Origin of the sequence: Staphylococcus sp. IVB6240 (assembly GCF_025558425.1) — a bacterium.
Lineage (GTDB): Bacteria > Bacillota > Bacilli > Staphylococcales > Staphylococcaceae > Staphylococcus.
The window spans coordinates 1086377-1108448 of record NZ_CP094718.1 but is presented as its reverse complement, the minus strand read 5'-3'; the positions used below and the strand labels follow the sequence as shown (position 1 = coordinate 1108448).

Sequence of the window (22072 nt, the reverse complement as noted above, 5' to 3'; positions counted from 1 at the left end):
ATCACTTCATTATCTGTTATTGAACTATGCGTATAGTAGCGTTCAATGGTGGAACTCGTATCTCTCAGCACTGATACGTCTCTGTGAAGTTCCATTGTCATCTACTCGGCTATGCGCTTTACTTAATAGTGATTATATAAAAAGTTATGAACCTTTGTCAATTTCCAAAAAGTCATACGGGGTCGTCTCTCCCATATTGATCATTGGATTTACCTGATACATATTAGACTCAGTGAGTACAAATGTAGCTGCTTCAGTGTCAGCCTGTCCATCTGCATCGGATTCTGAATCCCCTTTAAAATACATTGTTAAGAACGTATATAACTGTGTCAATCGTGTTTGACCTTGTGTTTGAAGTCCCATATTGAACGCTTCTGCATCTCCTAAGAATACAAGTGATTGTTTGGCACGTGTTAATCCTGTATATAAAATAGGTTTTTGAAGCATGCGATAGTATTGTTTAACAATTGGCATGATGACTATTGGGAATTCTGAACCTTGAGATTTATGAATAGACGTGCAGTAAGCATGCGTTAACTCAACAAGGTCAGACCGCATATATGTAATCTCATTGCCCTCATAATCTACAATGACCACATCTTTATTCAATGCATTTTCTTTCGCCCAAAATATCCCAATGATTTCACCGATATCTCCGTTAAACACGTTATCATCTGGTCGGTTAACCAATTGTAAGACTTTATCTCCAGTTCGGAATAAGACGTCTCCAAAAGCGACTTCACGATGATCATCATCTTCTTTAGGATTTAAGATGTTTTGCAGCACCTGGTTCAATTTTTGAATACCAGCACTACCACGATACATCGGTGCGAGCACTTGTATATCTGCCATTGTATAACCTTTGCCGACCGCATTCGTTACAATTTTATCAACGATTTCTGGTATTTGATGTGTCTGACACGGGATAAATGAACGGTCATGATAGCGTTGGGTAATATCAACATCTTTTCCTAACTTTATGCGATGTGCCAAATCAATGATACTAGAACCATCTTGTTGACGATACACTTCAGTCAAATTAATTCTCGGTAAGACATCTGCGTCAATTAAATCTTTAAACACTTGTCCAGGTCCAACTGATGGTAACTGGTCTTCATCACCCACTAGTACAACTTGGGCATCTTTAGGAACGGCATTCATAAATTGATGGAACAACCATGTATCTACCATTGACATCTCATCAATTATAATCAAGCGTGCATCAATTTCATGTTCCAACAAGTCATCTGGTTTTGTCTCTTGATTCCAGCCAATCAGTCGATGTATCGTCATTGCTTCAAGACCTGTGGATTCATGAAGTCGTTTAGAAGCACGTCCCGTAGGTGCAGCAAGGACTACTGGAAATGCATCGCCTTCATCATAATCATCATAGTCTAGTGACAATCCATGCATCTCCGCATATAACTGAACGATGCCTTTAATCACCGTTGTCTTTCCTGTACCAGGACCACCCGTTAATAACATAACCTTGTTTTGAAGTGCACATTCTAACGCTTCTTTTTGCGATGTGGCATAACTCACTTCATTCATTTCTTCAATTTCTCCTATATTGAGTTGGATATCGGACAAATCAAATTTCGTAAGTGATTTCTTATCATTTGCGACTTTAAATAAATTTTGTGTGCTTTTTAGTTCCGAATAATAAAGACTTGGTATTGCCACGACTTCATCTACTGCAATCAGTTTTTGTTCTTCTACTAATTGCGTCATACATTCTTGCATAGGGGCTTCTTCAATCACTTCTGACTGATTTTTAGATAACAATTCAATTGCCGCATGAATCAATGCATCTGTTGGTAAATACGTATGTCCATTTTTCAGACATGTTTCTTCTACAACATAAAGAATGCCCGCGCGCAGACGATCTTGATGTAAAGGATGAATTCCTAATTGTTGGGCTAATTGGTCCGCTTTTTGGAAACCAACCCCTTTGATGTCATAGACCAATTGATACGGATTATTATCCAGTACTTTCAATGTATCTGCTTGATAAAACTTATAAATATCCATTGCGAGTTTTGACCCAAAGCCAAGCTCATTTAAGCGAATCATAATTTGTTCACTTTCCTGATTTTGATAGACTTGTTGGGCAATTTGTTCCTGCTTGTCCTTCGATAGTTTTGGAACACGTGATAAACACGATTCATCATTCAAAATTTGATGTATGGCATCTTCACCAAGCGTTTCTACAATAGCCTCCGCTGTTTTGACACCAATTCCTTTGAACAGTGAGCTAGAAAGATAGGCAATAATTGCATCTTTCGTCTGAGGAAGTTCTTTTTGAAACGTTTCTGCTTTCAGTTGTTGGCCGTAACGTGCATGCTGAACGACGTAACCTTTGAAAAGATACGTTTCATCTTCCACAATATCCGGAAAATACCCAACGACCGTCACTTCATCTTCAAAGTCGCCATTTGTATCAGCAACATCCACTTTTAAGACCGTGTAGTAGTTATCAGTATTTTGAAATAAAATACGTATCACTTCACCCTTTACATAAGTGCTATCTAAAAGCGTTGGGTTTTCCATTGTTATCCCTCCTGTTCTTGAATCATTTTAAACGTCTTAATCGCATGATGACTTAACATATGTGTGTCATCCATCTCAATAGCCTGTTCAAATCCTTTTATAGCTGCATCGATATCTTCATCTGTCATATATTGCGCTAATGTTAAATTGTACTGTGCATCTGCATGTTTTGAATCCTTCTCTAAAATGCGTTGTAATAACGGAATGGCTTGGTCAAACATTTCAAGTTCACAGAGTACAAGTCCATATTGAAATTGTGCTTCAATATCTTGGAAATCTGTATCTAATTCAGAAGCACGCATTAAAAATGGTAGTGCCTTGTCTTTTGCTTCCAATTGTACGAATGACATACCTAGCATAAAGTAAACATCTTTCGTTTCTAATTGTTTACTAATCGCCGTTTGATAAAGCTTAATGGCTTCTTGAAAACGCCCTTCATTAAAATACACATTGGCCAAGTTATAGTAAACGACACCGTTATCTGGCTGCAGTGTGATCGCATGTTGAAAGAAACGCTCAGATTTTTCAATTTCCCCTGCCTCAGCGAGTAAAATACCTGAGTTAATATAGTTCTCTATTTCTTCTGGTGCCGCTTCAATATTATCGAAGCAAGCTTGCAATGCTTTTTCAAATTGTCCTTGTTTAATCAAGTTATGTATTTGTTCTTGTTCCATATAATTTTCACCTTTACATTTTCTGTTTCAACAACCATTGTACCTCAAAACCGACCACAACTAAAATAGGGAGCTGCTTTAAAATCCCTACCTTCGAAAGATTTTATCGCAAACTCCCATTTTATCATTGTCATAATTAAATGACGTAACTTAATTGACCGCTATTTTTATAGACATCATCAATCGTTGCGCCACCTAAACAAACATCGCCATCATAAAATACAACAGCTTGTCCTGGTGTAATTGCACGAACAGGTTCATCAAACGTTACACGAATAGCATCATCATTTTCTTTCGTGATTGTGACACCTGTATCTTGCTGACGATATCTAAACTTCGCTGTACATTTCAACGGTTCAGATAAATCGGTTGGATTTACAAATGATACATCTGAAGCCACAAGATAATCACTGTACAACGCATCATGATGGAACCCTTGTTCAACATACAATACATTGTCTTTTAAGTTTTTACCAACAACGAACCACGGATCTCCATCGCCACCGATACCAAGGCCATGTCTTTGTCCAATTGTATAATACATCAATCCACTATGTTGTCCTTTTAATTCACCATTCAGTGTGCGCATTTCACCTGACTGTGCTGGTAAATATTGTGATAAGAATGTTTTAAAGTTACGTTCACCGATGAAACAAATACCTGTTGAGTCTTTTTTCTTCGCAGTTGCAAGATCTTGTTCAAGTGCAATTTTACGTACTTCTTTTTTATCAATATCACCAATTGGGAACATCACTTTTTGCAATTGTTCTTCCGTTAATTGATTTAAGAAATAGGTTTGGTCTTTGTTTTGGTCAACCCCGCGTAACATTTCAACTCGACCATCTTCATTGCGACGTACACGTGCATAGTGACCTGTCGCAACATAATCAGCCCCTAGTTTTAACGCGTGTTCTAAGAAAGCTTTAAATTTGATTTCTTTATTACACATGACATCAGGATTAGGTGTGCGTCCTTTTTTATATTCATCTAAGAAATATGTGAATACTTTATCCCAATATTCTTGTTCAAAGTTGACCGCATAGTACGGAATTCCAATTTGATTACAAACAGCAATGACATCATTATAATCTTCTGTTGCTGTACAAACGCCATTTTCATCAGTGTCATCCCAGTTTTTCATAAAAATACCGATGACGTCGTAGCCTTGTTCTTTTAATAAATGTGCTGTTACTGAGCTGTCTACACCACCAGACATTCCGACAACAACACGTGTATTTTTATTTGTCACGAATGTTCCACCTCTTTAAATTTTAAATATATTTTTTGTATTTCAACAATGATTTCATTGATATCTTCTTTTGTCATGAGTTCATTTAAGCTGATACGTACTGAATGGGTGACACGTACATCTTCTCCAAACATAGCAGAGAGTACGTGTGACGGTATCGTTGAGCCAGCCGTACAAGCTGAACCTGATGATACATAAACACCAGCTAAATCTAATAATGTAAGCAATGTTTCAATGTCAATAAATGGAAAATGTAGATTGACGATATGATTTGTCGTTTCAACCATAGAACCATTTAATTCAAATGGAATGGCTCTGTCTTGTAAGCCAACCAATAATTTCTCCTTCAATTGTGCCACATGAATATTATTGGCATCACGTTCTGAATCAGCCAGTTTTAAAGCTTCTACCAAGCCAACGATTTGAGGGACATTTTCAGTACCTGCACGACGCTTTGTTTCCTGTTCGCCACCTTGTTGTTGATAACGAATGGCTGTATCTTTTTTAACGTATAAGACGCCCACACCTTTTGGTCCACCAAACTTATGTGCCGTTAAGCTCAACGCATCGACTTTCAGGTCCTTTACATCAATAGGTAAGTGACCGATTGCTTGCACAGCATCCGTATGCAAGTAGGCATTCGATTCCGCAACAATTTCTTGAATTTCATCGATATGTTGAACTGTTCCCACTTCATTATTTACAAGCATGATAGAAACGAACGTAGTATCTTCACGTAAAACTGCTTTTAACTGCTCCAAATTTACGAGCCCTGAAGCATCAACATCTAAATATGTGACTTCAAAACCTTCACGTTCAAGTTGTTCGAAAACATGTAATACAGAATGATGTTCAATTTTAGAAGTGATAATATGCTGCCCTTTATCACGATTCGCTTGTGCAATTCCCTTGATAACCGTATTGTTAGATTCTGTTGCACCACTTGTGAAAATAATCTCACTTGGCTCAGCATTTATTATTTTCGCCACATCACGACGTGCTGAATCTAAAAAATGACGTGCATCTCTTCCTTGTGTATGAATAGAAGATGGGTTACCAAAATGATGTTGATAAATATCCATCATTGCTTCCAACACTTGAGGTTTCACTGGTGTAGTTGCAGCGTAATCTGCATAAATCCCCATTTAACGACAGTCCTTTCTGATAATCAATGTTCCTATTTTAGCATTGCCTTTTTTAATTTGCTAGTAGTCTGTTTCTACTGGCTTTCAACTATTACATCTATTGTATGATGAACGCGTTTGAACTGCAATGAATCGGCCGTAAGCAATTTTCAAGTCAAGACACGTTACAGGTGCTATACTAACTTCAGAAAATGTGTGATTGGGACAAAATGAATCATTACATTGAAACACCGATAAAGGGTCTTCCGATAATATGATTTTACGACAGACTTTTGCAGCGCTACAAAATTTGAAAAATTAATTTTGATTGCGGATGAGGTTCTGTTCAAATTCTAAGTACTTTTGTCCCAACCGTAGAATAGGAGTGTTATACACCATGAAAAAGATTCGTTATTCCGCGCTGAACCTTGTTCCAATTCGTGAAGGTTCAAATGAGCGAGAAGCTATTGATGAAATGATTGAATTAGCGCAATCATTAGAAAAGATGTCATATGAACGCTATTGGATTGCAGAACATCATAACGCCCCAAACCTTGTAAGTTCTGCCACAGCGATTCTTATCCAACATACACTGGCAAATACAAACCATTTACGTGTTGGATCAGGCGGTATCATGTTGCCGAACCACGCCCCATTAGTAGTCGCTGAACAATTTGGGACTTTACACCAAATCTACGGTGACCGTATCGATATTGGACTAGGTCGTGCACCTGGTACAGATATGTCGACTGCCAGCGCATTACGTCGTGATAAACATGACGGTGTTTTCCAATTCCCAGAAGAAGTGAAACAACTGATTCAATACATGGGGCCTGATACAAAACAAGGATATGTGAAAGCTATTCCTGCAATAGGTTCTGAAATCCCTGTTTATGTTTTAGGTTCTTCAACAGATTCAGCACATCTCGCAGCACGTGAAGGACTCCCTTATGTATTTGCCGGTCACTTTGCACCACAACAAATGAAAGAAGCCATCGCAATCTACCGTGAGTTATTCGAACCATCTGAATATCTTGATGAAACATATGTCATGGTAGGATTAAATGTGATCCTAGCAGATACACATGATGAAGCCTTACATTTAGCAACAACACTAAGCCAAATGTTCACAGGTATTACAAGAGGACGTATGCAAAAATTACAACCACCTGTCAAAGATTTAAACAATGTCATGTCACCTCAAGAAATCGCCATGTCGGACGCGCGTATTCAACAATCATTAGTCGGTGATAAAGCTGCAGTCAAACAACAAATTAAAGACTTTGTTAATTATTATGGTGAGATTGATGAAATCATGGGTGTTAGCTACATTTATGATAAAGAAAAACAAGTGCAATCATATCAATACTTTAAAGAAGTCCTTGATGAATTGAATGCAGAAAATGCATAATATGAATTAAACAGATAAAGAGCATCTAAATGATCCCAAAAATTCATTTAGATGCTCTTTTAATAAGATATTAGAGTAAATTTTTACTTTCAAATATCAACAAATGATAAAAAAAACAGCAGAGACTTTATCTTAGCCTCTACTGTTCATATCAATAGATGATTATTTGTCACCTTTTAATTTGTCGATTGCGTCAGTCGCTTTGTCTTTTACATTTTCTACAACTTCTTTAACTTTTCCAGCTGCTTTGTCTTGTTTGCCTTCGTTTTCTAACGCTTTATCGCCTACTGCATTACCTGCAGTTTCTTTAACGTTACCTTTTAATTGATCGAATTTGCTTTCTTCGTTTGTCATAATGATTACCTCCTCGTATAGCTTATGTTTATAATACCCATCTTAATAAATGTATAAACATAAAAGCTCATTATTTTTTTAAATACTTTTTTTAAATATAGAACATGTAGCCTTCTAGGGCTTTTGCATCTTCATACGATGCTAATGAATGTAATGTTGTTTGGTCTAGGACATCCTTGACAGCATCACGCATTCTCAACCATAGTTGTTGTTGGGCAGGTGGTTCAGACTCAATACGTTCTACAATTGTAAGTGGTCCTTCAAGTAATCGAATAATATCTCCAGCAGTGATTTCTTCAGATGACATGTTTAATTCATAGCCACCCTTTGCCCCACGTACACTTCTGATAAGTCCTGCATTACGTAATGGGCCGACAAGTTGCTCAAGATATAAGTCACTGAGGTCGTTTTCTTCTGCGATTGTCTTTAACGAAACACAGCCTGTGCCTTCTCTTTTCGCTAAAGCAATCATCAATGTTAATCCATATCTACCTTTAGTCGAAATTTTCATTGAATCATCTCACCTATCCATCCTATTTGCTTACATTTTTTCACTATTTATATTATTATAATACCAATGTTATTTGAGTACAACTTTCACTCTGAATTAGCTTTCATATTGGGACAATATACTTCTTTTATATATTATTATACTACATATAAAACATTTTCGTACTTCAATTTCTTTATGATTACTGAGCCATCATAAATTTACGATACATAAGTCCCCAATACAAATCATAATCATAGGAGGTCTTTTCATGACAACTGAACCTTTAGCATCCCGCATGCGACCACGAAATATTGATGAAGTGATTGCCCAACAACATCTCGTGGGTGAAACAGGTATTATAAGACGCATGGTTCAAGCACAACGCTTATCGTCCATGATTTTTTACGGTCCTCCAGGCATTGGTAAAACAAGTATAGCACAGGCAATTGCTGGTAGTACTGCTTTTAAGTTCCGACAATTAAATGCTGTTACGAATACAAAAAAAGATATGCAGTTAATTGTTGAAGAAGCAAAAATGTCTGGTCAAGTTATCTTATTACTTGATGAGATTCATCGACTTGATAAAGCCAAACAAGATTTTCTACTCCCTCACTTAGAGAATGGAAAGATTGTATTGATCGGTGCAACAACGTCAAATCCTTATCATGCCATTAATCCAGCAATACGATCACGTGCCCAGATTTTTGAACTGTATCCTCTGGAAGCTGATGATATTAAACAAGCTTTACAAAGTGCTTTGGATGATGAAGAACGTGGTTTAAAAACATATGAACCAATCATAGATGAAGATGCATTTGAATATTTTGCAACTCAAAGCCAAGGTGATGTTAGAAGTGCTTTAAATGCTTTGGAACTTGCCGTACTGAGCGCAAATTCAAAACCTGCACATATTACATTGAAAGATGCGGAAGATTGTTTACAACGTGGGGCATTTTTAAGTGATAAAGACGGCGATATGCATTATGATGTGATGAGTGCTTTTCAAAAATCAATACGTGGCAGCGATGTAGATGCGGCATTGCATTATCTTGCACGTCTGATCCAAGCTGGCGATCTGCCAACAATTGCACGTCGCCTATTAGTGATTAGTTACGAAGATATTGGGCTTGCGTCACCGAGTGCCGGCCAACGCACACTTGCTGCCATTGAGGCTGCTGAGCGCCTAGGTTTCCCTGAGGCGCGTATTCCGCTCAGCCAAGCAGTCATCGAACTTTGTCTGTCACCAAAATCAAACTCAGCAATCACTTCTATCGATAGCGCACTTTCTGACATTCGCAGAGGACATGTTGGACAGATTCCTGACCATTTACGAGATGGTCATTATAGTGGTGCAAAAGAACTCGGTCGTGCAATCGGCTACAAATACCCACATAGTTATAATTCAGGATTTGTGGCACAACAATATTTACCATCAAAGCTTAAAACCAAGCAATACTATCAACCGAAAGAAACTTCAAAAACCGAACAACAAATGAAACAAATTTACGATAATATTAAAAAACAACAAAAATAATATCACGTCAAAAGAAAAACGCCCCACTCGTGAGGCGTTTTTGCTTTATTGTTTATCTTTAATACGTGTTACTGGAATATCTTCTACAATTTTATTACATACATAACTTGCCATAATGAGTCCTACTGTACTTGGACAGAAGGCATTAGAAGCTGGAGGCATTTGCGCTTTACGGTTTTTACCTTGTGCATCCCCTACAACTGCCTTCACATCTTCACGAATTACAATTGGACTTTCATCTGAAAATACAACAGGAATACCACGATAGATTTTCTTTTGTTTTAGTTTTTGACGAATAATACGGGCAATTGGATCCGTATGTGTTTTTGAAATATCTGCAATTTCAAATCGTGTTGGATCTGTTTTATTAGCAGCACCCATACTTGAAATAATTTGAATACCACGGTCCAAACATTGTTCCATTAAATGAACCTTGTAGATGATAGTATCACTTGCATCCACAACGTAATCAATATCATAATCATTGAACAGTTGTTCATATGTTTCTTCTGTATAGAACATATGAAGTGATGTTACTTTACAATCTGGGTTAATCAGTTTAATACGTTCTTCCATCAGCGTTACTTTACTTTGCCCCACTGTTGTAGTCAAAGCATGCAGTTGACGGTTAACATTTGTAATATCTACATTATCTTTATCAATCAAAATGATATGTCCAATGTTTGTACGGGCTAATGCTTCCGCCGCAAATGTCCCAACACCACCGACACCTAGGACGGCTACAGTTGTATTTTTAAGGCGATCAAGACCTTCTTTACCGATCGCAAGTTCATTTCTTGAAAATTGGTGTTTCATTATTTTCTCCCTCTTTAACCAAAAATAGTTAACTATAGTATGTATCATCCTATAACTTGATGCAAGACATAAAAAACAGCAAGGATGAATTGTAAGGAAAAATTTTTAAAATATCTTTTCATTGTAGACAGCTACTTACATTACACGGATTCCCATCACACAAAAGAAAAGAGCCGAACACGATGGCTCAGCCCTTTCTCTATAATATATTTTAAATGCTATATGATTAATGACGTGACTTCGGATTCAAGGCATCTTTCAAGCCTTCACCAATAAAGTTGATACATAGGATTGTGACAGTAATGGCAATTGCTGGTGGCATCCAAATCCATGGTTTCCCACGCAAAATATCTCCTTCTTGCGCATCACTTAACATATTCCCCCATGTCGGAACTGTTTTATCAATACCAAATCCTAAGAAACTAAGTCCCGCTTCTGCAACAATTTGTACCGCAAAAATTAATGTTGCTTGTACAATGACAACACTTAAAATATTTGGGAATAAGTGTTTGAATAAAATTTTATGAACAGGTGTCCCGATTGATTTAGCTGCAAGGAAGTATTCATTTTCCTTTTCCTGCATGACTTTACCGCGGACGATACGTGCAACACCAACCCAGGACAATGCGATAAGTACAGCGGCTAAAACAATTGCTGATCCATATTGGTTTTCGATTTTACCACTAAATGTCGCATTCAATACAACCGCAAATGGAATAAATGGGAACAGCATCACAAACTCTGTAAAACGCATCAGCACTGTATCTACCCAGCCACCATAATATCCAGAAATCATACCAATTAGGATTCCGATAACCATTAGTCCAACAGTCGTAATTAAACCAAATGTGAGTGAAACACGGCCAGAGTATAGAAGACGACTAAATATATCACGTCCACCTGAATCTGTACCCAGCCAATGTTCGGATGACATTTGACCTTTAATTAATACTAAATTTTGTAGGTTCGGATCATGCGGTGCGAGAAACGGTGACAAAAGTGAAATGAGAAATATTAAAGCTAAGATGATACTCGCTGTCATTGCTGGTTTATTTCTTTTAAATTTTTGAAGTGCTATTTGTAATGGCGAACGATTCTTTTGTTTAATTTCTTTTGACATAATTTCCCCTCCTAATTACTCTTGATTCGTGGATCCACAATACTGTATGCGATATCCGAAATCAGATTTGCTAATAAACCTAAAAATGAGAAAAAGAGGAGAAGTGCCATCATCAATGGATAATCTTTACCACTAATAGAATCGATCAGTAACTTACCAATCCCAGGATAAGAGAAGATTGTTTCTGTGATAACTGCACCACCAAATACAGATAACACGTCAGCACCGAAGAAAGTAACAATCGGAATAATAGAATTTCGTAAAATATGTTTATTATAGATCGTCGATTCCGATAAACCTTTTGAACGCGCTGTTCTTACATAATCTTTTCGTGAATTTTCAATAATATCATTTCTTAAAAACTGTACATAACTCGCCGTTGATAACAATCCGAGAACCGTACCCGGTAAAATGGAATGATACAATTTACTAATATAATATTCGACTGAACCACTTTCTACACCAATCGCAACAGATCCTGAGAATGGGAACCAGCCTAATTGGAATGCGAAAACATAGATCGCAAATACACCGGCTACGAACGATGGAATAGCTAACATTAAATAATTGATAAATTGAATACTATAATCTATCGGACTATATGGTTTCCGTCCGGATAAAATGCCCAGTGGAAATGCAATGAGATAGGTAATCACCAAACTAATCACACCTAATAAGATCGTGTTTGGCATTCTTTCTTTAACAAGATCCATGACAGGACGTTTGTAGCGAATCGAATCTCCTAATTCACCCTGAAGTACATTTTTGCCCCATGTCATATATTGTTCAGGGATCGAATCATTTAATCCAAGCTTTTCGCGTTGTTCTTCATAATAACTTGCATCTACAGAAGGGTCCATTTGTCCAGTAAAAGCATCCCCTGGCTGAAGCTTTGCAAGTAAGAAAATAACAATGGACATACAGATCAATAATGGAATCATCAGTAAAAAACGTCTAATAATTAATGTTGTCATTCTGGAAACACCTCTTCTTCTAACAGGATACATGCTGCAAAGTGATCAGGTTCAACTTGACGATAATCTGGTTTCTGTAGCTTACATTCAGCCTTAGCAACCGGACATCTCGTATGGAACGGGCAACCTTTCGGCGGATCACTTGGCGAAGGAAGGTCCCCCTGTAGTAAGATACGCTCTTTCTTTTCACCAGGTCGAATCTCTGGAATAGCAGAAATCAATGATTGCGTATAAGGGTGCTGTGGCCGATTATAAATCGCTTCTGCGGGTCCTTGTTCCACAATATGTCCTAAATACATCACACAGATATAATCGCTCACATGTTTTACAACACTTAAATCATGTGCAATGAACAAATAGCTCAATCCAAATTCTTCCTGGAGTTCATCCATAATATTCAACACTTGAGACTGTACAGAAACATCTAATGCACTGACTGGTTCATCCGCAATAATTAGTTTAGGTTTTAAGGCAAGTGCTCTTGCAATACCGACACGTTGACGTTGGCCACCTGAGAACTCATGTGCATATTTATAGTAAGATTGTTCATTTAAACCGACACGTCTTAATAAATCTTTTACTTCGCCTTCAATTTCATTTTGAGACTTTTTATAATAATTTCGAATTGGTTCTCCAACGATGTCGCCAACCATTTGCATTGGATTTAACGATACATATGGATCTTGGAACACCATTTGGAACCCTTTACGTGCTTCTCTTAAAGCTTTCCCTTTTAAATGGGTAATATCTTGATCACAAAAATGAATTTCACCCGACGTGACATCTTGTAATCTTAAAATTGTACGTCCTGCAGATGATTTACCACATCCAGATTCACCTACTAGACCGACAGTTTGTCCTTCCTTAACTGTGAAAGAAATACCATCTACTGCTTTTACTTCTCCAACTTTACGTTTAAAGATCCCACCTTTAATCGGGTAGTATTGCTTTAAGTTTTTCACTTCTAAGACTGGTTTATTCGACATGTGCTGGACCCCCTTCTGCCATTACAGTTTCATCATACAGATGACAAGATACGTAATGAGAATCATCAATATGAATCGTTTTCAAATTTTGTTGTGTACAAACTGGCATCGCATGAGGACAGCGATTGGCAAACTTACATCCTACCTCAGGCATTTCATCCAACCCAGGTACCGTCCCTTTAATTGTTTCTAATTTATCTTGTTTCACATCTAAACGTGGGATCGCCTTAATTAACAATTGTGTATATGGATGTTTTGGCGCATTAAATATATCTTCAACACTGGCACGTTCAACAATCTCTCCAGCATACATAACAGCAACATTATCACACACTTCGGAAATCACACCGAGATCATGAGAGATAAAGATAATCCCCATATCATTTTCTAATTGAATAAATTTTAAAAGCTCTAGAATTTGTGCTTGAACCGTCACGTCCAATGCGGTTGTCGGTTCATCTGCAATTAATAGTTCTGGTGAACAAGAAATTGCCATTGCGATCATGACACGCTGACGCATCCCACCAGACAATTGGTGTGGATAGGAATTAACAACTTCATCTGCACGTGGAATCCCTACTTGTTTCAATAAGGTCACTGCACGTTCTTTCGCTTGAGCTTTATTAATATCCATATGATTAACCATCATTTCAACCATTTGATTTCCAATAGTAAATACTGGATTTAGTGACGTCATTGGCTCTTGGAAGATCATTGCCAATTCATTCCCACGTATTTTGTTGAAGTCATTCATTGAGAGATGATCGATACGTTTTTGTTTAAAGTGAACTTCACCACTATGAATTTCACCAATTTTATCTGGTAAGAGATGCATAATTGACATGCTGAGTACAGATTTCCCAGACCCAGATTCACCAACAATTCCCATGACCTCTCCCTTATTAATTGTTAAGTTAATATTTGAAATTGCATTATATCGTTGACCATTAATTTCAAAACCTGCACATAAGTCTTTCACTTTTAAAAGTTCTTTATCTTTCATAAAAGTGCCCCCTATCCCCTTGTTATTGTGTTGTTAGCGAAAATAAAGGATTGAGCAGTACGATTGCCCAATCCTTTAAACATCTTTCATCTAAGCCATTATTCTTCAACAGTCCATTCATAAATTGGGTTTGTTCCACTAAGAGATACTTCAAAGTTTTTAACTTTACTGCTTACAGCTGTTACATCTTCAAGTTCTACAATCGGAATGACAGGTACATCTTCTGCCATGATTTTTTGCCATTCTAAATATTTTTCTTTACGTTTGTCTTTATCTTCACCAACAACGTCACCGTCAACTGCATCTTCAAGCAATTTGTCAGCTTTTTCATTGTTGTAACGTGATTCATTCCATAAAGCTGTTGATTTATAAAGACCAGATGGATCCGGGTCTGCACCTTGTACCCAAGTTCTTACATAAACTTCCATGCTTTTATCCGCTTTTTCTAAGTCCTCACCGAACTTACCGAATTCAACCATTTCTGTTTTTGTTTTCAAACCAATTTTTTCCCAATAGCCTTTAAGAGCTGATGTACGTGGTTCGAATGTTGGGTTAGAACCAGCATAGTGTTTCAAGTTGATTACGAATGGTTTACCATCCTTATCTTCTCTCCAACCGTCGCCATCTTTATCTTTGTAACCCGCTTCATCTAATAATTTCTTCGCTTTTTTCACATCATATTCATAAGTTGGTACGTCGTCTTTGCCAGCACCACTCCAGTGCGCTGATGGAATTAAGCCGCTTAATGGTTTACCGTAACCGTAGTAGAATGCGTCAATCCACTCTTTACGGTTGATGGCATGTGCCATTGCTTGTCGTAATTTTTTATCTTGATACTTAGGACGTTCTTTTCCAATTGTTTGTGACTTTTTATCATAGTCATTCATTACAAAACCAACAATTGCATAAGACGTAGATGGTGCTTTTAATAATGAAATATTTTCTGCACCATTATCACTTACCTCTTTTGCAACTGGTGCTGATAAACTAGACATATCAATTTCGCCACTTTCTAATGCTTGTGCCATAGATGTTTGTTCAACTACGCGAAGGTTGACTTTATCAAGTTTCGGTTCACCTTGCCAATAATCTTTAAATTTTTCTAATGTGACTGACTCACCGTCTACAATATTTTTAACTTTGTAAGGTCCAATACCGATTGGATTTTTACGAACTTCTGGTGATTTTGCCATATCTTTTACTGGAATATCTTTGAAGATCTTTTCACTAATTACAGCGCCTGTCCAAAGTTTTAATAAGTTATTTGCTTTATTTTCTTTGAATGTTAACTCCATTGTGTAGTCATCAATTTTTTTGATACCTTCAATTGTATCCGCTTCACCTTTATGCTTTGCCTCTGCACCTTTAACATCTTGTACGTAGTCATAGCGTGGACCATCATAGTCAGGATCAGCTAGCGTTTCTAAAGTAAAGATCCAGTCATTAATTGTTAAAGGATTGCCATCATGCCATTTAATACCCTTTTTCATCTTGAATGTATATGTAAGCTTGTCATCCTTCTTTTGCTCCCAAGATACAATTTTAGGTTTGATATTTAATTCGTCATCAAAATCAACTAAAGAATCGTTGAAATAGGCAATAACATCTGAGTCACCCGTTGAGCCTGCAAAAATACTTTGGAAGTCCCCTTGAGGTGGTTCTGCAATTCCGACATTAAGTGTGCCCCCTTTTGCATCACTTTTTTCGGTTTTACTTTCGTTTTTCCCCGAATTTGAATCCCCTTTACCACATGCTGCTAAAACAAAAACCAGACAAATAAACAATATAGAAATAGAACGCCATCGTTTATTCATATTATTCCCACTTTATTTTGTGTCTATTTAATAACAATTATTGTATTAGTCTGATAATTTTGTCAACAAATTATTTAAAATTTTAATAATCTCCTTAAAAATTATAAATACCCGATATTTTCTTTATTATCGAATATAAATAAATTGTAGCAAAACACGTATATTAACTTATTAAAGGTAATATTATTGTATGGATAATAATTTTCATATCACCACTTATTTGAAACAAAATTAAAAAATGGACTGCATCATGATACAGTCCACTTACAAAATATTTTATTTTTCAATTTTTGGATACATACATGAATTTATTTATTTTACTAGGTTTATGAAAAGACAGATTCATATGAATTATTTTCAAAAGCTTTTAGTTCAACGATGCGTTGTTCTAACTCTTCAAAGTTAATAATTCTTGCTTGTCGATGCATTTCTTTGCTTTTGTAGAATAGTATTACAAACATACTAAGATTAGTGGTGAAGAAATCTACGACGGTAGGTAACTTCACTACTTTTTTATTTACTAAAATTTGCCAATAGCGCATTATTTGAGTTTATGGAATAGTAGTAGAGAGAAGTACTCCGAACAGCTCCGAGGGTCAACGAATCCGTATAAAAAACTGGAGAACTTCACTCTCCTTATTAATTCGATTTTAGTATGTTGGGTCCAGTGAGATCGTGTATGGGAAAGTGAAAAAAATAAGGGTCAGTGAAGTTAAAGCTTCTTAGATAAAAAGAATAGGAGTGATTTATATCGAATATTTTGGTATCGATGTAGGGAAAGGGAAAAGCTTTATTGCACATTATTCAAACGAAACTTTTATAGACGAGTTTGAATTAATTCATAATAAAAGCGGCTTTGAAAATCTATTGAATTATGTAAAACAATATGCAGGGATTTATATCCTTCTTGAATCAACAGGTATATATTCCAAACCGCTAGAAAGATTCTGTAATGAAAATTACATCCCTTACAGTATAGTGAATCCGTTAGAGTCTAAGTTAATGACAAATACACTTAGAACATGGAAAACAGATAAATCAGATGCTCATAAGTTGGCAAATCTTGCGAAGCATTATAATAAGCAACCATCTCAAAATATGATAAAAGATATTCACATCAAAATAAGAGAAGTGACAAGATATTATGAAGAACTTTCTAATCAAATGACATACTTAAAAAGTACATTGATTCAGTTATTAGATATGACCTTTCCAGAACTACAAATTTTATTTAAAGACAGATACTCTAAAATCGCGTTGAGAGTTGCGAAGCTATTTCCACATCCAGATTATGTAGATGTTAATAATGTATCAAAATTGAAAGAGCTAATCGCTAATAGTACTAATAAACGATTGTCAGACAAAAAGGTAAATTCATATGTGGAGAAGTTAGTTTCTTATACGAATGAAAGTTATCCATCAGTACCCGCTGATTCATTCTTCGTAGATAAACTCATCTACACAATTGATGATTTACTTAATTCAATGGAAAGACAATTAGCCATTCAAACTCAACTTATTGACTTAGCTCAAACACTTGATGAATTTAAAATATTAACATCTATTCCAGGTATTGGAGAGTTAACTGCAGCTATGGTAATTGGAGAACTAGGTGATATACGTGCTTTCACTTCTCATAAACAGCTGAATGCTTATATTGGTATTGATATAAAAAGATATCAATCAGGAAAAACACATTACAAAGACAAAATAAATAAGCGAGGAAATAAACGTGCAAGGTCATTATTTTACATCATTGTACAAAACATGTTGAAAGTACAAAGACTATATGCCAACCACATTGTTGATTACTATTATAAATTAAAAGAACAGCCTTATGGAAAAGGCCATAAGACTGCAGTTATTGCTTGTGTGAACAAGCTGTTAAAAACTATTCATCACTTAGTTATTAACAATAAAGAATACGATTATCGAATGTCACCGCACTGATAACCTATCTACCATCATAATAACACATTCCAAAAATTTTTTACTAACATAGGTTTATTTAGTGATGCCTTTTTTAGCACTCACTTAAATAAAGTGCTTGACTAATCGTAGGAACAGGAGCTGTAAACAGTGATAATTGTCCAGCAGCTTCTGGAATTTCATTTACCATGATTTGTACACTTTCCATTTCATGTTTTTTGGCCAATGCATCTACTCTTGGAAAATCAGCATGACAAACGCTGCATCCTTCTGACATAACATATAATAATAGTTTATCTTTTTTATCAATTTTATTCATCAAATCATTGTAATTGATCACTTTTTCCATTGTTTACAACTCCTTTTTAGTCTTTTTAGTTTACTACATATATTGCGCTAACACATTTTCTAGGTTAGGTTTTGGATTAAATCCTACTAAACTTTGTACTAATTGACCATCTTTAAAAATCAACAATGTCGGAATGCTTTGAATTTGATATTGAGCAGCTAAGTTTTGTTCTTGATCAACATCTACTTTTCCAATTGTTACTTTACCTTCTAAATCATTGCTCAATTCTTCTAAGACAGGTGATTGCATTTGACAAGGTGGGCACCATGTCGCCCAAAAATCGATAAGTGTGACACCTTTTTCAATTGTTTTATTAAATGTTTTTTCAGTAACTGTTACAGTTGCCATGATTCTCTCTCCTTTAGTTATATATCATATTTTTACTTTTGTTATACTAGTGATCATATGCATTTAAAGCATTGACGCTATGTGATAATGCTGAACCTGCTTTTAATGCTGTTGCAACAATGATTGCTTCAGCGACTTCTTCTTTCGTTGCTTGTGCTTTTTTCGCTGCTTTTGTATGAATATCAATGCAATAAGGACAACCTGTTGTATGTGCGACTGCAATTGCCATCAATTCTTTTTCTTTTGCAGTAAATAATCCTGCTTTCATTGCTTGTTGATCAAATTGCGCAAATGCATTAAAACGTTCACCATCTAATTGACCCATTTCTTTTAGTCTATTGAAATATGATGCTCTATACAGTTCATCATCTTCTATTTCATCATATGCATTGAGCGCATTAACACTATGTGCCATCGCTGAACCTGCTTTTAATGCTGTTGCTACGATGATGACCTCTGCCATTTCTTCTTTAGTACCACCTAATTTTTTAAACGCTTTGACATGATGATCAATACAGTGTGGACAACCTGTTGTATGCGCCACAGCAACGGCAATCGCTTCCTTCAATTTTTCGCTGAGTTTCCCTTCTGATAATGCCTGTTTATCAAATTCTGTAAACTTTCTGTATGATTCAGATGAAAGTTTGCTCATCTCAGCTAATCTTCTAAAATCAGATCTCTTATATAAACTATCATTTTGTAACATTGTCAAAACTCCTTTAATTTTTATTTATAAACTGACCAGTTGGTACAAATTATATATTAATTTTACTTTTTAAACCGTTACATGCTCTTTTTGATCATTTAATGCTTCGATATATGAGATGGCACTTTGTGCTGCAATACTACCGTCACCTGTAGCTGTGACAATTTGACGAAGACCTTTTTCACGTACATCACCAGCAACAAATATCCCTTTAATATTTGTACTCATATCATCGTTGGCAACAATATAGCCCGTTTCATTTGTGATACCTAAGTCTACAAAAGCTTCTGTGTTAGGTTTTGTTCCGATATAAATGAACAAGCCATCAGCATCTACAGTCTGTTCTGATATGTCAACTGTTGAAACAAGTGTTAATGAGCCAACTTTACCATCAATTGCATTAACAGATTTTAAAGTATGATTCCAAATGAAGTCGATTTTTTCATTTTTAAATGCACGGTCTTGAAGGATTTTTTGTGCACGTAATTCATCACGACGATGCACAATAGTTACTTTATCTGCAAATTTTGTTAAATATGTGCCTTCCTCAATTGCAGAATCACCACCACCAATCACATAAACATGTCTATTTTTAAAGAACGCGCCATCACATACAGCACAATAGCTTACACCACGTCCACCAAGTGCTTCTTCACCTGGAACACCCATTTTCTTATGCACAGCACCTGTCGCGATAATAACAGCCTTAGCTTCAACTTTGCTAGATCCCAAGTCAATCACTTTGTAGTCGCCTTTGTCTTCAATACCGCGAATATCTCCATATTGATAATCTGCACCAAACTTTTTCGCATGGTCGAACATTTTATTGGAAAGGTCTGGTCCTGAAATCATTTCAAACCCAGGGAAATTTTCAACTTCTTCTGTATTCACCATTTGTCCACCTGGCATGCCTCGTTCAATCATGACTGTATTCAAATTGGCACGTGAAGCATAAACAGCTGCAGTCATTCCTGCTGGTCCTGCTCCTAAAATTGCTACATCATATCTTACTTGCTCTGTCATTTTATCAAGCCTCCTATTTATCATTTGAAATTAGATTTTACCTACCAGTCGGTACAATTAAGGCAAACAATTACGTGATATACTCATCACGTTAATTGGTATTGCCATTTAATTGTATCAATAGCATTTTTCAAATATTGTGTATCTTGTTTTACTTTCTTCAACATAATGGCACCTTCAATTGTTGAAAAAATAGACTGTGCTTGTTTTTCAGTATCAAAGCTTTTTATATGTTCTTGCTCAGATAAAGCATCTAAGTTTTCTTTAATGGACTGTATCCATTTATCAATGAAGGCTTCTATTTTTTCTCTAAAAACTTCATCGTGTTCACTCATTTCAAGTGCTAAGTTCCCCACAGGACATCCTGCTTTTGACGCCATATCTTCATGGTATTTTAATGACCAATCCAACATCGCATTTAAATTCTCTTTAGGATTTTCACTTGTTTGAAGTCGATTTCTTAAAAGTTGTTCTGTCCATTCTTCAACAATATCATCGATGACAGCTAATCCCATATCTCGCTTTGAAGAAAAGTAATAGTAGAACTGACCTTTTCCAATATCAGCGGCATTTAATATATCGCTAATAGACGTAGCATTGTAACCTTTCGAATGAATGACGTTACGTGCCACTGTTAATATCTCTTGATTCTTCGACATTACATTTAACCTCCTTCAAAACAAAATAATGTAACTTTCCGAAACCTACCGGTTGGTACAAAATGATTTTAACTTAAAGACTTTTATTAGTCAATATTAAAGTCTTATATGAATATGATATTCAACTAAATACCTACCAGTCGGTACAATCAGTATATTAAATTAAAATATTTCAAATGTCAATACTAATGTTTTAACCCTTAAATATAAAAGCTAACACGGGATGATTTGCCCCTGTTAGCTTAAACGCAATTCTCTTATTTATGTGTCGCAATCGCTTCGTGAATATCTTGATTACCACCGATAATTTGGAATTCTTTTCCTTGAATGTCACTTTGTGTTAACACTTCATAAAGTACGCTTGCAACATCTTCACGTGGAATATGAATATCATCAGGGTTTTCAAATTGTGATGCAACTTCAATTTTACCTGTTCCTGGGTCATCCGCCAAAATACCAGGGTGTACAATTGTTGCTTTTAATGCGCTACGACGTAAATAATCATCAGCATAATGTTTTGCAATTACATAAGGTTGCAAGCTGCCACCTTCTTCAATTGCTTCTCGGCGTGAATCCCAAGTAGATACCATGACGAAATAGTCTACTTTTGCTGCCTCACTTGCATGAATTGCTTTCACTGCACCATCTAAATCAACAGCAATTGTTTTGTCAGCGCCAGTATGTCCACCTGAAACTACAGAGAAGACCACTTGATCATAGCCATCAAATTTTGATGCCAATGTTTCAACATTATCTGCCTCAACATCAATCAATGTTGCTTGAATCCCTTCTGCTTCAAGTGCCTTTTTTTGTTCTTCTTTTCGAACACCTGCTGTAAAATCAATATTTTGTGCTTTTAATTGTTGTACTAAATAACGTCCAACGCCACCATTTGCGCCTAATACAAATACGTTACTCATATGAATCCCTCCAATTAATGATAAATCCATACTAAT

General features: G+C 36.1%; 22 protein-coding genes. 3 read left to right on the top strand and 19 right to left on the bottom strand.

All coding sequences use genetic code 11. The features are described from left to right. Window positions 1–144 precede the first annotated feature (144 nt). From recD2 to MUA88_RS05370, 4 genes are all read right to left on the bottom strand, one after another. Window positions 145–2550: an SF1B family DNA helicase RecD2 gene (recD2, locus tag MUA88_RS05385; RefSeq protein ID WP_262603179.1), complete on the bottom strand. Its 2406-nt coding sequence runs from the start codon at window positions 2548–2550 to the stop codon at window positions 145–147. Between the two features lie 2 nt (window positions 2551–2552). After that, window positions 2553–3224 carry a tetratricopeptide repeat protein gene (locus MUA88_RS05380; protein WP_262603178.1) on the bottom strand — a complete coding sequence of 224 codons (672 nt, stop codon included), beginning with the start codon at window positions 3222–3224 and terminating at the stop codon, window positions 2553–2555. A 136-nt stretch (window positions 3225–3360) separates the two neighbouring features. Beyond that, window positions 3361–4473: a tRNA 2-thiouridine(34) synthase MnmA gene (mnmA, locus tag MUA88_RS05375; protein ID WP_262603177.1), complete on the bottom strand. Its 1113-nt coding sequence runs from the start codon at window positions 4471–4473 to the stop codon at window positions 3361–3363. Further along, the gene (locus MUA88_RS05370; RefSeq protein ID WP_262605176.1) at window positions 4470–5618 is read right to left on the bottom strand and encodes a cysteine desulfurase family protein; all 1149 of its coding nucleotides are present in this window, start codon (window positions 5616–5618) and stop codon (window positions 4470–4472) included. Before MUA88_RS05370 ends, mnmA begins: the two co-directional genes overlap by 4 nt. A gap of 376 nt (window positions 5619–5994) precedes the next feature. Here MUA88_RS05370 and MUA88_RS05365 point away from each other — a divergent pair, with 376 nt between their 5' ends. After that, the gene (locus MUA88_RS05365; protein WP_262605175.1) at window positions 5995–7008 is read left to right on the top strand and encodes an LLM class flavin-dependent oxidoreductase; all 1014 of its coding nucleotides are present in this window, start codon (window positions 5995–5997) and stop codon (window positions 7006–7008) included. Between the two features lie 162 nt (window positions 7009–7170). Here the strand turns inward: MUA88_RS05365 and MUA88_RS05360 are convergent, their stop codons facing one another. Together MUA88_RS05360 and cymR are read right to left on the bottom strand one after the other, a co-directional pair. Beyond that, entirely contained in the window at window positions 7171–7362 is a 192-nt protein-coding gene (locus MUA88_RS05360) for a CsbD family protein (protein WP_262603174.1), read from the bottom strand. A gap of 91 nt (window positions 7363–7453) precedes the next feature. Then, a complete protein-coding gene (gene cymR, locus MUA88_RS05355; protein ID WP_262605073.1) occupies window positions 7454–7873 on the bottom strand; it encodes a cysteine metabolism transcriptional regulator CymR in 420 nt (139 codons plus the stop codon). A 250-nt stretch (window positions 7874–8123) separates the two neighbouring features. On the opposite strand from cymR, the gene MUA88_RS05350 reads away from it, so the two are divergent. After that, window positions 8124–9389, top strand: coding sequence for a replication-associated recombination protein A (locus MUA88_RS05350; RefSeq protein WP_262605174.1), 1266 nt, complete (start codon window positions 8124–8126; stop codon window positions 9387–9389). A gap of 45 nt (window positions 9390–9434) precedes the next feature. Here the strand turns inward: MUA88_RS05350 and MUA88_RS05345 are convergent, their stop codons facing one another. From MUA88_RS05345 to MUA88_RS05315, 7 genes are all read right to left on the bottom strand, one after another. Continuing rightward, the gene (locus tag MUA88_RS05345; RefSeq protein ID WP_262605071.1) at window positions 9435–10205 is read right to left on the bottom strand and encodes a tRNA threonylcarbamoyladenosine dehydratase; all 771 of its coding nucleotides are present in this window, start codon (window positions 10203–10205) and stop codon (window positions 9435–9437) included. Window positions 10206–10431: 226 nt separating this feature from the next. Beyond that, on the bottom strand, window positions 10432–11313 hold the full coding sequence (gene opp4C / locus MUA88_RS05340; protein WP_262605945.1) for an oligopeptide ABC transporter permease: 882 nt from the start codon (window positions 11311–11313) through the stop codon (window positions 10432–10434). Window positions 11314–11336: 23 nt separating this feature from the next. Continuing rightward, window positions 11337–12299: an oligopeptide ABC transporter permease gene (gene opp4B, locus MUA88_RS05335; protein ID WP_262605070.1), complete on the bottom strand. Its 963-nt coding sequence runs from the start codon at window positions 12297–12299 to the stop codon at window positions 11337–11339. Then, window positions 12296–13285, bottom strand: coding sequence for an ABC transporter ATP-binding protein (locus MUA88_RS05330; RefSeq protein WP_262605926.1), 990 nt, complete (start codon window positions 13283–13285; stop codon window positions 12296–12298). The genes opp4B and MUA88_RS05330 overlap by 4 nt, the downstream gene beginning before the upstream one ends. Further along, window positions 13275–14288 carry an ABC transporter ATP-binding protein gene (locus tag MUA88_RS05325; protein ID WP_262605068.1) on the bottom strand — a complete coding sequence of 338 codons (1014 nt, stop codon included), beginning with the start codon at window positions 14286–14288 and terminating at the stop codon, window positions 13275–13277. Before MUA88_RS05325 ends, MUA88_RS05330 begins: the two co-directional genes overlap by 11 nt. 98 nt (window positions 14289–14386) lie before the next feature. Further along, window positions 14387–16102 (bottom strand): oligopeptide ABC transporter substrate-binding protein, encoded by a 1716-nt coding sequence (opp4A, locus tag MUA88_RS05320; protein ID WP_262605925.1) that lies wholly within the window; start codon window positions 16100–16102, stop codon window positions 14387–14389. A gap of 326 nt (window positions 16103–16428) precedes the next feature. Further along, on the bottom strand, window positions 16429–16644 hold the full coding sequence (locus tag MUA88_RS05315; protein WP_262605924.1) for a hypothetical protein: 216 nt from the start codon (window positions 16642–16644) through the stop codon (window positions 16429–16431). A gap of 199 nt (window positions 16645–16843) precedes the next feature. Here MUA88_RS05315 and MUA88_RS05310 point away from each other — a divergent pair, with 199 nt between their 5' ends. Next, window positions 16844–18052: an IS110 family RNA-guided transposase gene (locus tag MUA88_RS05310; RefSeq protein ID WP_262604648.1), complete on the top strand. Its 1209-nt coding sequence runs from the start codon at window positions 16844–16846 to the stop codon at window positions 18050–18052. 73 nt (window positions 18053–18125) lie between these two features. Here MUA88_RS05310 and MUA88_RS05305 read toward each other — a convergent pair whose 3' ends face one another. From MUA88_RS05305 to MUA88_RS05280, 6 genes are all read right to left on the bottom strand, one after another. Continuing rightward, complete coding sequence (locus tag MUA88_RS05305) at window positions 18126–18380, bottom strand: thioredoxin family protein (RefSeq protein WP_262605923.1); 255 nt, start codon at window positions 18378–18380, stop codon at window positions 18126–18128. A 33-nt stretch (window positions 18381–18413) separates the two neighbouring features. Further along, window positions 18414–18728: a thioredoxin gene (gene trxA, locus MUA88_RS05300; RefSeq protein WP_262605922.1), complete on the bottom strand. Its 315-nt coding sequence runs from the start codon at window positions 18726–18728 to the stop codon at window positions 18414–18416. A 46-nt stretch (window positions 18729–18774) separates the two neighbouring features. Further along, on the bottom strand, window positions 18775–19434 hold the full coding sequence (locus MUA88_RS05295; RefSeq protein ID WP_262605065.1) for a carboxymuconolactone decarboxylase family protein: 660 nt from the start codon (window positions 19432–19434) through the stop codon (window positions 18775–18777). Between the two features lie 69 nt (window positions 19435–19503). Continuing rightward, window positions 19504–20481, bottom strand: coding sequence for a thioredoxin-disulfide reductase (gene trxB, locus MUA88_RS05290; protein WP_262605064.1), 978 nt, complete (start codon window positions 20479–20481; stop codon window positions 19504–19506). 62 nt (window positions 20482–20543) lie between these two features. Continuing rightward, a complete protein-coding gene (locus tag MUA88_RS05285) occupies window positions 20544–21116 on the bottom strand; it encodes a TetR/AcrR family transcriptional regulator (protein ID WP_262605063.1) in 573 nt (190 codons plus the stop codon). 257 nt (window positions 21117–21373) lie between these two features. Continuing rightward, window positions 21374–22036, bottom strand: coding sequence for an SDR family oxidoreductase (locus tag MUA88_RS05280; RefSeq protein ID WP_262605921.1), 663 nt, complete (start codon window positions 22034–22036; stop codon window positions 21374–21376). Between the last annotated feature and the right edge of the window lie 36 nt (window positions 22037–22072).